The 13,562-nt window shown below is 33.7% G+C and carries 6 protein-coding genes; all 6 read right to left on the reverse strand.

What is annotated here, in order from left to right:
* Positions 1-309: 309 nt before the first annotated feature.
* Entirely contained in the window at positions 310-3,645 is a 3,336-nt protein-coding gene (locus FOF46_RS21955) for a VCBS repeat-containing protein (RefSeq protein ID WP_143917928.1), read from the reverse strand.
* Between the two features lie 80 nt (positions 3,646-3,725).
* Entirely contained in the window at positions 3,726-5,300 is a 1,575-nt protein-coding gene (locus FOF46_RS21960; RefSeq protein ID WP_143917929.1) for a RagB/SusD family nutrient uptake outer membrane protein, read from the reverse strand.
* A gap of 10 nt (positions 5,301-5,310) precedes the next feature.
* Positions 5,311-8,661, reverse strand: coding sequence for a SusC/RagA family TonB-linked outer membrane protein (locus tag FOF46_RS21965; protein ID WP_143917930.1), 3,351 nt, complete (start codon positions 8,659-8,661; stop codon positions 5,311-5,313).
* A gap of 362 nt (positions 8,662-9,023) precedes the next feature.
* Complete coding sequence (locus FOF46_RS21970) at positions 9,024-9,536, reverse strand: RNA polymerase sigma factor (protein WP_109438164.1); 513 nt, start codon at positions 9,534-9,536, stop codon at positions 9,024-9,026.
* Positions 9,537-9,601: 65 nt separating this feature from the next.
* Positions 9,602-12,406 carry a Kelch repeat-containing protein gene (locus FOF46_RS21975; protein ID WP_143917931.1) on the reverse strand — a complete coding sequence of 935 codons (2,805 nt, stop codon included), beginning with the start codon at positions 12,404-12,406 and terminating at the stop codon, positions 9,602-9,604.
* Positions 12,407-12,423: 17 nt separating this feature from the next.
* Positions 12,424-13,530, reverse strand: coding sequence for a glycoside hydrolase family 5 protein (locus FOF46_RS21980; protein WP_143917932.1), 1,107 nt, complete (start codon positions 13,528-13,530; stop codon positions 12,424-12,426).
* Positions 13,531-13,562 lie beyond the last annotated feature (32 nt).

The raw sequence follows: 13,562 nt of genomic DNA on the forward strand, positions 1-13,562 counted from the left end.
TTGAATTTTAACTCATAAAAACACAATGTTTTGAACTTTGTTGTGAAAAAAAGTAAGGTGTAGAACGGCAATTCTACACCTCTTGTAATTAAGAAAAAAAGCTAACTCAGACTTAATTAATAGTTTTTGATTATATATTAAAACACAAGTTTAGTACTCTTTATAGAAGATCTCTTTATAATAAGACCCTAAAAAACACAAAAAGGGTAGTGGTAATATGAAAAAAAAAGAATAATGATTTAAAAAAGTTACCTCAATATTGTAATGTAGTTTTGCGTTCTAGGAGAATGATTAAAAAGTTTTGCTTTTTTAGGGTAGCGCCTGGATTGCTTTAGAAGAGTTATTTCTTTTAACCTTTACAAATTGAAGATCATCATTATTTTTAACAACACCAATATACCTTGTATTACCAATAGTGATGAAGGAGAAATCTTTAACATCCCCCTTAAGATATAATCCACATTGATCATTTGGTACTACAATAAAGTTACCATTACCATCACCCTTTAAAAAGGTACCAATACTTGAATCGTTTCTAGGGGTTTCGATTTCAGAAGCATACAAATTTCCTCCAAGTATAATGTCTTTGAAGCCATCTCCATCAATATCGTCAGAGATTATTTTATTAACCGAAGAAAATTGAGCTTCATTAGGCAATGGAGTTATTTTAAACTTTCCTTTACCTAAATTTTCTATGTAACTACTCGCAAAAGTTTGAACTTTGTAATGTATCTCGGCATTGTCTAGTTTTTCTTTACCATATACTTCATTAACATCTGCAATTGCAAACGAATTATAGTCTTGGAATTTTTTTCTTAATGTTGGCATTTGCTGAGATGAACATGATTTACCACGAACCGGAAATAATTTTCCAAAATTATAATAACTCAGTACTATATCTTTTCTCTTATTACCGTCAAAATCATCTGCATATACTTCAAAAGGTTCATCTTTTGAGGCTTTGTATTTGTAATTTAGACCTAAATTACCAATTATATAATCAATATCGCCATCATTATCAAAATCATCTTGAGTTATGCTTGACCACCAACCATTGGTGTTTTGAAGCCCAGTAGATGTTGTTGTATTTTGAAATGTATTACCATCATTGCTATAAAATAAGATTGGTGTCCATTCACCTACGATAATAAGATCTAGTGTACCATTATTATCAAAATCTGTCCAACTAGCATCTGTAATCATTCCTAATGTTGAAAAATCCGGGGCTATTTCTGCTGTTACATCTTTATAAATACCATTATCATTATTTAAAATATAACTCTTTGCCGGCCAGGGGTATTGTCCAACAACTAATCTCCCACCTACAAATAGATCTAAATCTCCGTCATTATCGTAGTCACCTGCTATTACTCGAGAACCGCTAGTTTCTATGCGAGGTAAAACGCTTATACTTTTAATAAATTTGCCTTTACCATCATTTATATAAAGACGGTCTTGAAAATTTGCTAAGTCTTGATCACCTTCATTGCCGCCACTCACTACATATAGATCTTTATCCCCATCATTATCATAATCCAAAAATAAAGCACTCATATCTTCCATAGCTTTATCAGCTTCCCAAATAATATCGTTGGTTCTGTTGAACTTACCTTCAGTATTTTGGACAAATAGTGTTGCTGCTTGTTTTGAAGCACCACCTATGTAAAAATCTTCTAAGCCATCTCCATTTACATCGCCAACCGCAATCCCTGGACCCAACATAGAAGTTTGATGAGGTAATAGAGGCTCAAAATAATAGTCATCATATTTGTTTTCTATATGGGCAAAATCTACACCAATGGTATCTAAAGCTATAGTTTGAAATAGCGGTTTATTTTGAAGAGATTCTTTTTTTGATTTCTGAGCAGAGGAAAAATCTACCAGGAGATTTTGATTTGCTTTTACATCTTTTATTTCAGAAATATCACCATTTGGCCATACTACTTTTACTAATGATACGATTTCTTCTTTCCCTAAACCAAAGTGTAATATAGGAGCTACAGAAGATTGAAATCCCCTGGTTAAGGTAAGTTCATTGAATTGTTGTGATTGATTGGTCGTTATATATACTTTTGCTCCAAGACCATTTTGGTTGTTTTTAGTGCCTTTTAGACTTATTGTTAAAAAATTATTATGGTTTAAATTATTGTTTTTATAAATCGAGGGATGCTGATCGATATTATTAATAACAAAATCTAAATCCCCATCATTATCCAAATCAGCATATAGAGATCCATTAGAAAACGTTTTTTCATCCCATCCCCATTCATCTACCATATTTTTAAAAGTAAAATCTTTGGTGTTTTTAAAAATATAATTAGATATTTTTTCTGAAGGGATTTGTTGTACTTCTTCTGCTGATAATGCTGCATTCCCAAAATAGTTCTTCGTTTTTAATTTTGCGAAATAATCCCTGTTATTAATATCCCTTCGTGTTCCGTTAGAAATAGTTATGTCTTTCCAACCGTCATTATCTAAATCTGAAAAAAGTATTGACCAACTCCAATCAGTGGTTGATATTCCGGCTATTCTTGAAACTTCACTAAAAACTGGATTTCCGTTAGCATCATTCCCCCTGTTTAATTGAAGACTATTTTGCATGTACTGATAGTTTAAACCAGAATTTACCATTTTAGTAAATCCCAATGGATTCATGCTTGACATATTAGCTTTAGATCTTCTGTTGTCTTCTGGAGTCATGTCTACCTGGGCTATGTCATGAAGATTATCATTGTTATAATCGGCTATATCTGCCCCCATGCCATATTGAGAAGTATGATTTACAGCTTCTTTAGCAATTTCCTTGAATGTCCCATTCTTATTATTTATGTACATGAAATCTGGAGAATCGAAATCATTAGAAACATAAATATCTTTAAAACCGTCGTCATTAAAATCTGCAATGGTCGCACTTAAGGAAAGTCCAAAGTTTAATATTCCAGATTCGATAGTGACATCAGTAAAAGTACCATCTCCATTGTTTTTAAATAGAATATCAGATTCTTCTATTTTTGGATTATTTACTTTACGTCTATAAAAAGATACGGGGCTTTTAAATGGAGTAGGTGGATAGTTGGCCAGATATAAGTCTAAATCCCCATCATTATCATAATCAAAAAAGGTACTTTGGGTAGTATGCCCGTCATGGTCTATCCCAAATGCTTCAGCCTTTTCTGTAAATGTTATTTGCCCAGAGTTTACCGAAGGACCATTATTAATATATAAAAGATTATTTCTTTTGTTGCTTTTCCCAGAAACACTTACGTAAATATCTAAATACCCATCGTTATTAATGTCAACCATGGTAGTTCCTGTAAACCACCTATCATCTCCTGCTACATTAGCCGCATCTGTAATATCTTCAAACTTAAATTTTCCTTTATTTAAGTATAATGAATTAGATTTCATATTAGCAGTAAAAAACAAATCTACAAGCCCATCGTTATTAATATCACCAGCAGATACTCCTCCTCCCATATACATATATGGGTAAGTAAAGTAATTTAGACTATCCGTCTCAATAATATCATTAGAAAACAAAATACCTGTACGATCACTGGATAGCAAACTAAACTGTTTTTCTTTATTTTCCTGACAAGAAAACAATACTATTGAAAAAAATACGATGCTATATATCCTCTTCATTTTTAAATTTTTTAGAAAATTATAAAAAGGGCCCCAAATAAACAATATCTAAGACCCTTTTAAATCATAATTATATTTTTTTAGTATCCTTCATTCTGTGGAAGTAAGTTCGGATTTATACTTAATTCAGAGTTAGGTACAGGAACTAATTCGTGACCTGCAGGTATGGTTTGATCATATCGTTCTTGAATATACCGGGTAGCTTCACCTGACCTTCTAATCACTGGCCATAAAGAAAATTCCCCTCCCAGCTCGTGTCTGTACTCTTCAAGAATAATATCCATCATACTTCCTGTTGGAGTAGGGGCAATGCCTCCCCAGGCACGATTTCTAATTCTCATTACGTTTTCCATGGCTTTACCGTCATTACCTGATTTATGATAGGCTTCAGCTAAACTTAGTAGTACTTCACCGTAACGTATCCAAATATGACCTTGACCTCCAAAAAGTTGAGTTCTACCCCAACCATCAATATTAGGATCTCTCCAGCTTTTAATACCCCAATATCCTGTTCTTTGATCAGATTCTGCTTCCCCTGCTGGTGCACCTGTCCAAGGATCAGCAATTGTACCACAAGTATTGATATCTACTCCCTCATACATATTAATATCAATTAATGGGTCAGGATGTTCTTCACCTGGTCCAATCACTGTGGCTTGCCTCCTTAAGTCTCCGGGTTCAAAAGAATCATATAATTCTTTTCTTGGGATACCTGCAAAACCACCACCACCGGTGATATCAGTTGGCATAGCAAATAATTGTAAAATATTTACTTCATCATTTCTGTTCCAGCTTAAATCACCATTAGCAGCCCATTGTATTTCAAATATTGATTCTTTACCATTTGGGTTTGCTACGGCATGAATATCAAGATAATTTTCTTCTAAAGAAGTAACTCCTCCAGTTTCTATAGCTTCAAAAGCTGTAATTGCCCTATCATATTGTCCTAACCACATATGAGCATTTCCTAAAACGGCATAGGCGGTTCCTTTGGATACCCTGCCTTTTTCATCATCATATGACCACGGAAGTCTATCTACTGCCTCTTCCATATCAGTAACTATTCGTTGCCAGATCATCTCTTCAGGGTCTCTACCCTTAAAAGGGTCATCATTTTGACTCAACATTAGAGGTACATTTCCATAGGTTGCGGCAAGATATTGATACGATATAGACCTGATTACCAATACTTCACCAATTAGCCTGTTTCCTAGGTCTGCATTTACATTTCCAGCATCAATAGCTGGTTGTAAATTATCAAGTGCATTATTGGCTCTACCAATAGCTCTATAAAGGTTGGGCCATATTTTAACAGCAACATCACCATCGGGACTAAGATCTAATCTGTCATATTCTGATTCTCCCCGTACAGCACTATCTTGCCAATCTAGTGTAATGTTATTAGCCATTCTAAAAATACCTTTAACATTAAACTCATTGGGTAGACCGGGATCACCCTGTGAATCATTTTGTAATCCATCATATACACCTGTTACAGCTGCTAATGCTGTATTATCATCGCTAAAAACAATGTTCTCTGATAAATCTTTTTCATTTTCATCTAATAAGAACTCATCAGAACAGCTCAATACAAAGGTTAGTATTGCAACTCCAAAGAAAACGAAAAGCTTAGTGTTTTTGAGTTTTATATTCATAACAATTTATTTAAAATTTTAAATTAAATCCAAGTGTAAAAAATCTTGATACTGGATAAGCACCAGCATCTATACCTCTGGTAGTAACACTGCTCTGACCTTGGATATCTGAGTTTTGTCCTACTTCAGGATCAGAACCACTATAATCTGTAATAGTGAATAGATTTTGAGCACTTAGATATAGTCTAAAGGAATTTAGACCAATTTTATCGGTTATTTCGCTAGGTAAAGTATACCCTAAATTAATGTTTCTTAACCTAAAATACGAACCGTCTTCTACAAAGTAACTGGAAGCCCTGTTATTTTGGACACTTCCATCATCGATTAAGGCTCTGGAAAAAGTATTTGAAGGGTTACCAACTGTCCATCTATTATTGAAATATTCGGTACTTACATTTGAGAAAGATGCCGAATTACCATAACCTGAGGCACTTTCTAATTCTCGTTTTACAAGATTCAATATTTCATTGCCATAAGTACCGTAGAAATTAAGTCCCAGATCAAAGTTTTTGTAAGCAAAGTTAAGGTTTAAACTTCCATAAAAATCTGGTATAGGACTACCTATAACTTCTCTGTCCTCTCCAGTAATTTGACCATCACCGTTAAGATCTCTAAACCTACGATCACCAGGTGAGGTCTCTGCAGCTTGATAATTTCCATTAGGAGAAGCTGTATTTAATGCATCGATCTCTGCTTGACTTTGGTAAATACCATCTGCTACAAAGCCATAGAAAGATCCTACCTCTCCACCAAGTTCTGATCGTGTTATGTCAAACCAAAAAGCACTTTCATTAAAACTATCTAAGAATTCGTTATTAAATCTGATTTGTCCTACAGGAGAATCAATTTTGGTAATTTCATTTTTGATCGTAGTAATATTGGCATTAATATCAAATGTAAAATCACCTTCATCTTTGCGATACCCGACTAAAAATTCGAATCCTTCATTAACAGCTGTAGCTCCGTTTACAGGTCTTGTAGGGAATCCAGATTGACCAGGCGTTGTTATGTCAAATAGGATATCTTTAGATTTTCTGTTAAAATAATCTACTGTAAAGTATATTTTATTATTCAAAAGTTCTCCATCGAATCCAATATTACTCTGTACTTGGGTTTCCCAGCGTAAATTAGAGTTTGAAGCACTTACAGGAGCTAGTCCTAATGATTGAGTAGTGTTTCCTCCAAAACTATAACTAGAATCATTTCTAGGTGTTCCGTTACTAAAGGTGGTGCCAGATACAAATGGAGCTATTCCAAAGAAGTTACCAGTTTCTCCCCAACTTCCACGAAATTTCAGGACATTAAAAATACTACCTTCCATGAAGTCTTCTTCATCTATATTCCATCCTGCAGCAAATGATGGAAATACATCCCAGGCATTTTCGACAAGAAATCTATTTCCTACACCATCTCTTCGTATAGTAGCAGTTGCGTAATATTTGCTTTCAAAATTATAATTTAACCTGGCAAACGTACTTGCTAAAGTTTCTCTGGCAAAGCTACCTTGTCTATTGGTAATATCTTGAGCTTGTGCAATATCCCGAATTCTGTTATTTAAGAATCCTGTACCTTCAATTTGAGTAAATTTTGTATACCCTCGTTGTGCAGAATATCCTGCAAGAACATCTAAGTTATGTTTAGTAGCAAAAGTCTTTTTATATTGAAATATATGTTCTGCTAATATTTCATTAAATGTATTCTGCGTAACAGTAAAGACAGCGTTATTTCTTAAATCAATATTTCCATTACTACGGTAATATTGTGGGTTAAAAACCCAACCTGCAAAATTTGTAGCTCGAGCACCAATGTTAACTCTAGTAGAAAGTCCGTCTATTATATCCCATTCTGCACTTATGTTAGCCAGTATATCATTTGTTACATTATCGCGATCATCTTCTAAAGCTCTGGCTACAAAATTTCTACCATCACGAAACGTTTCTGATCCCACATCTGGATAAGCTCCAAAGTTCCCATTTCCATCAACGGGTACATTACTTAAGTTAGGATCTCCATTAAGATTAAGTTCCCCTACTGGTGCTAAATGTGGTATATTTCCATAGAGATTTAATAGACTTCCACGTCCTGATCCCAACGGCTGAAAGTTTTGAGAAGATATATATTTTACACTTCCTTTGAAACGAACCTTATCGGTCACATCAAATTGAGCATTTAATCCGGCATCATAACGTTTGTATTCAGAGCCAATAAGAGTTCCTTCTTCATCATAAAACCCTAAGTTTAATGCTACTCTGGATTTTTCGCCACCTCCTCGTATACTTAATGTAGTACTTTTACTGATTGCTTCGCTAAATACCTCGTCTTGCCAATCTATGTTTCTCAGACTACCAGAATTGTTCCATCCATCATAAGGAATTGCAGAACCGGCAATTTCAGAATCACTGCTTCCGCTAAGTTCGAGTGCAAGTGAGGAAAATCTATTTACATCAAGGACATCAACACTTTTTGGTTTGGTACGTACTCCCAAAAAAGAATTTAACTCAACATTTACTCTTCCTTTTTTTCCTTTCTTAGTTTCAATGATTACAACACCATTACTTGCTCTAACACCATAAAGAGCAGTAGCAGATGCATCTTTTAAAACAGATAAAGATTCTATGGTGTTAGGGTTGATAAAAGAAATATCTTGTGTTGGAAAACCATCTACAATATAAAGAGGTGTAGTACTACCAAAAGAACCTACACCACGAATGTTTACTGTTACAGATGAACCTGGTGCTCCAGAATTAGCGGTGATTTGTACACCACTAGTTTTACCTTGTAATGCTTGATCTACGGTTGTAGTAGCAAAATTATTAAGTTCTTCTGAACTAATTACAGATACAGCACCAGTAAGATCTTTTTTAGTAGAAGTACCATATGCAACAACAACAACTTCTTTTAAAGCTTCTGCATTTTCTTCTAATTGAATGTTAATTGTAGTATTTGTACCTACAGGAACCTCTTTGGAAGTAAAGCCAATAGAACTAAAGGTTAAAATTGCATTTGCACTAGATACGGTAAGTGAATAATTGCCGTCAAAATCTGTTGCAGCACCATTCGAAGTACCTTTTTCAACAACAGACACACCGGGTATAGGTTGTCCGTTGGTATCTGTAACTATACCTGATATAGATTGTTGAATAGAAACGTAACCTATTTCTACAGATCGTTTTTTAGAGTCCTCAATCGTTTTCGTGTTTGATACATTTTTTAAATCCGGATTTATTTTGATATTCCCTGAATGGGTATTTGCCCGAATTGAAAAAAATGAAACTAATAAAGAAAATAAGGTGAGTCTTATTTTTAAGTTAAATTTAAGCAGATTGAGCTGATATCGCTCAGAGCCTTTAAGGTTTTTCATATATTTGAAATGTTTATATAGTTGCTAATTTTTAGTTGACTATTATATATCGGGAAATGTTGGAGCATTTCTCGATATTTTTTGTAATAATCAGAAATCTGGATGTCAATTTTATTGCATAGGCATTGTTATTTATAAATATTAGATTTACGATAAGTATCTTTTATAAAAGTGTTTAAGATTTTTTTTAATAGGTTTCTTTTTAATTTTTTAATTATAATTTAGGTTATATTCATTTGCACACAAAAAATCTAAAAATCCTCTTTATTATAAGACCCAAAAATTGTCAAATCGGGTAGTGTTAAAATGGGAAAATCGTATTTTTTTTATTAAAAAAATGTCATTAAATGAATTATGAATATTTAAGCATATGTATTTCGTAATGCTAAGCGTAATATTTTAAATGATTTTTTTAAATGGAATTTCACTGTATTTATTGAAATACCAAGTGAGTCAGCTGCATTTTGATATTTTTCTCCATCCAAAACACAAAGCTGAAAAACTTTTTTACTTTGTTCTGGTAATACTTCCATAGCCTTTTGTACTTTGATTTTTGTTTCTGTTTCAATCAAATATTCTTCATAAGAAGGAGAAGAAATTACATTAGAATTTTCTAATTTTTCTAATTTTCTATTTCTTTTAATCCTTTTTAAACTATTGTTTTTTACAGCTGTACTGATGTAATTTTTTAAATCTAAAATTTCGTTTTTAGGTTTTCTTCTCAATATTTTAACAAAAACATCCTGAACCATATCTTCGACTTCAGACATGTTTTCGATATAACTATATGATAGTAAACACCATTCTTGATAGTGTTTTAAAAACATGGCTTCAATTTCTGGTTGATTATTAATCTTTAAATTATTTCCCAACATTACATTACTATTTATCCAATATAAATTTTATCATTACACTTAAGTTCTTTCCTTAATAGCTTATCCTAATTATCTTTTTTTATTAAACAAACCCAATCTCTTTGAACAGTTTCATCTTTTTGAGTTAAGGGGAGACCTAGTTTTCGTATTCCTTCACCATGTATACTATCTACAGATCCTTTTTGCAACTGTCCTCCGTTTTGGGGATCAAACCAATGTATTGTAAAATCACCTTTTACATTAGTTAAATTGATGGTGTGTACTTTCGATTTTGGTAGGTAAACAGCATATATTTCTCCTGTTTTACGTAAGCAATATGCTTTTGATGAGTTGATTAGTGTATGCTCTGGTTGCATTTTCCAGTATGGTAAATTGTCTTGAAAAAATGTAATAGCATGATTAGTTAATTCCCAAAGTCGAGTTCGTTCTCTCCAATCTTCAGAATTTAGATCATTGTGTGGGTGCTTTGCGCCAAAATACCATTCCAAACCTGCAGCTCCCGACAATAAAGTTCCCCAAAGAACATATTGTCGTAAGGAATCATGATCGGGGTCTTCATTATCCGGTAAAGCTGCAGTATGCCATAAACCTATTTCGTCCATGGTAATTAACCAATCATGTCCTTTTTCTTTGGCTTTTGTTTTCCAGGTTTCAACTACATGTGATGCAAATTCTCTTTTGTCTTGTTGTAATGACAAGCCATCTAAGTACTGATATCCCAAAATAGAATCTAAAATTTTACTTCTTAGTGGATCATGTGAATGCGTATGTAAAAGAACAGGATGTCTATATGGGTCGGCATTTTTAAGAAATTTAGCCATTGCCTTTCGCTGACTATCATTTTGTCCTATTGGAGACCAGGAAGCTGGACCGTTTTCTTCTCCTAAGTTCCAGTTTAGTGCTAAATGATGTCCGAAGCGAGCAATTAATTCTCTGAAATATAATTGCCTCATAGGTCCTGTATTTCCCTTATCGAGCATTGTTTCATTTTCAGTTTCTTGTAGTACCAGATGTAATAAAATCCCTTTGGCTTGCATGTGCTGAAAGGCAATTTCCCATTGATCTAATTTGCTAACATCAAAACGGGTAAAATCTTCAGGGTGTATATATGGCCATACATCTTTACCATCTCCTAAAATATTCATGGTTAGAAAGTAGATCGAATTCATTCCTTTTGAAGCTAAAAAATTTATAGCTCCTATTAATGATTTTCCTTTGCCGTTTTTCCAACTGGGATCACCAGGCTTCCAATCTTTTAGATGAGGTTCATATTTATGTATTTCTTCTGTGGTACTTGCTTCGCCATCTTTGTTTGAACTCTGTATGCGATAGGTGTCATCAAAATCTACATATCCCAATAAGTTTTCAGGACTATTTGCTCCTCCTTTTAACCAGTATTTTTTTGAATCTTGAAATCGATAATATCCTTTTGAAGCTTCAAGACGACCATTAGCTCTAAAATCAACTCCATCTTTATCAGATTCTGTTACTATAAATTGACCTTTAGCATTTGTAATGTCAACTTGTTCTCCTTTTTTTAAATCATCATCTAGAGCAATACTATCTTTATGATGAAGTGTTGCAGAATAACTCCATTTTCCTATTTGATCTGGGGTGAATCTTGCCTTCCAGATATTTCCTTCTTTGGCTCCCGTTTCAGAAGCATTACCATCCGCAGCAAAAAAACCTCTTATGGTATATTGCGTTTTTTCATGTTTGAATTCTACATTTAAACGATAATTTAAAAATGGATTATCAGAAGCTGTTTCTGATGTTTCTGGTCCGGCAAACGATAAGGTTACGGTATGCCATTGCTTATGAATAGGTATAGCATTTGATTGTGTAACGGTTTCACTATTATCCTTAGATGGTAGTTTAAGTCGTTCTATTGAAGTAAGCTCTGGTCCACCACCGCGATTACCGCTTCCTGATGCTATGTATACATAGTCGCCAATAATAGCGAACCCTGTGCCATGACGCCCTTGTAGTAATGAAGGCCATTTGCTCCATGTTTTTGTTTTACTATTGTAAGCTTCAACTTCATTATGAGCAGCTTCATGCGCCATACTTTCACCTCCACCAATTATAATATCATTATTCCATGAAAATGCAGAATTACCGGCTCTTTGAGTAGGTATTTCTAGTATATTAGTTACTGTTTCCCATTTGGCAGTTTCAAAATCATATATATTTCCATAAGTATTGGTCAATGCCATATCTTGATTTGTTTTTTTTGAAGTTCTGCGGCCAGCAAAAGCATATAGTTTATTATTGGCCACTACAGCCTGAAAATGATCTCGTGCATCAGGCGCATCGTCCAAAACTTTCCAGGCTCCTGTTTTAGGATCATATTCATCTAACCAGGGTTTGTAGCCATCTACATGGCCATTTGTAATCCCGCCAACCAAATAAATTTTATTGTTATGATACACTACACCTGCGCCTCCACGACGTCGATGTTTAGGAATTGTATGGCCGTATACAAATTCATCTCGTTCAGGGTAATATATGATAACACGGTCGAGAGGTTTTTCGTTTGGCCATTTCCCGGTCATTGCACCTATAAGATATACAGCATCCTCTACAACTACCGGTTGAAAATGATGTAACTCGATAGGGGTCTTTGATTTAGCTTCCCAAGTATTTGTTTTTGTATCAAAAACATCAATAGGATTAATTCTTCTACCACCAATCAATAAAATTTTATCTTTAAACGCCACCATCCCTGCTTCATGACGAGCAGTTGGTTTACCCTGTACAGAAATAGTTTCCCATTGACTATTTTCTATTCGTGTTTCCTTACAGTTTACGAATAGGAGCAGGCTTAATAGCAATAGAAAATTATATGTAAGACTAAAAAGACGTTTCATAAGTTTTTACTTCATTTTTAAAGTTTAGTTTTGGTTTTTTTTCCTGAAATGATAGTTATTAGTTTTTGTTTTTTATTACCATCATTACCAACCAAACCAAATTCATCACTTTTATAATTCCAGTTTGCATATCCAATTCCTGTTTCTTCAAAAAGCTCGATCATATCTTCATACCAAATAAGACTATCTTTTTGTGGTGCGTCAGAAATAATTCCAAACTCCCCACAGTATAGAGGTAAGCCTAATTCTTTTGCTTTTTGAATGGGTTTTTGCCACATTTTTAATAATATGGCTTTGTTAAATTCTACATTTACCCATTTTTTTACTAATGGTTTTACAGCTTGAGGAAGTTTCTTAAATTCCTTTTCAGTAAGTATTATTCCCGGGTAATGCACAGGGCCTTTGTATTCTTTTAAAGGAGTCCAATGTGTTTTGTAATGACTTAATAAAAAAGGCTTATAAAAATGAAAGCTCAAAAGAATATTTTTATCATTTAGAGGCACTTCAAGAGCATCAAAAGTTTCTACCGATTGCCATCGATTAGAACCTATAACAATTGTACGTTCTGGTTCTAATGTTCTAATGGCAGAAAAAGCACTAACAAGCAATTTGTTCCAGTCATTGTGATCGTCTGCAACGGCTTCATTCATTAATTCATAGGCCAATAAATGATTAGGGTATTTTTTTAACGTTTTTGAAAGATCACGCCATAGGTCAAAGAATTTTTCTTGTTCTAATGTACTAGTCCATAATGGTTTTACTTTCGCATTGAAATGATGTGATCTTAAGATATGTAAATCGACTATAACTTTTAATCCATATTCAGAACACCAATTCACACAATCTTCCATTAATTGAAATGCATCTTCATATCGATTTCCATTTTCATCCCACATTTGTTCTTCATCAATGGGTAATCGTATATGATCAAAACCCAGATCTGCAATTTTTTTTACATCTGATTTTGTGAAAAACTTTGTTCGTTCTTCCGTTTTTTTCTTGGTTTGAGATAGCCAATGTGCAATGTTAGTTCCTTTTTTTACTTCAAATTTTTCAAAATCTGTTTGTTTTGAATTTTGACCAAAAGAAAGGGTAGAAGCCAATATTATAAAAATGGCCATCATATATTGCATTATTTTAAAGCTTGTCCTCATTG

Source organism: Aquimarina algiphila, assembly GCF_007489275.1.
Taxonomy (GTDB): Bacteria; Bacteroidota; Bacteroidia; order Flavobacteriales; family Flavobacteriaceae; genus Aquimarina; species Aquimarina algiphila.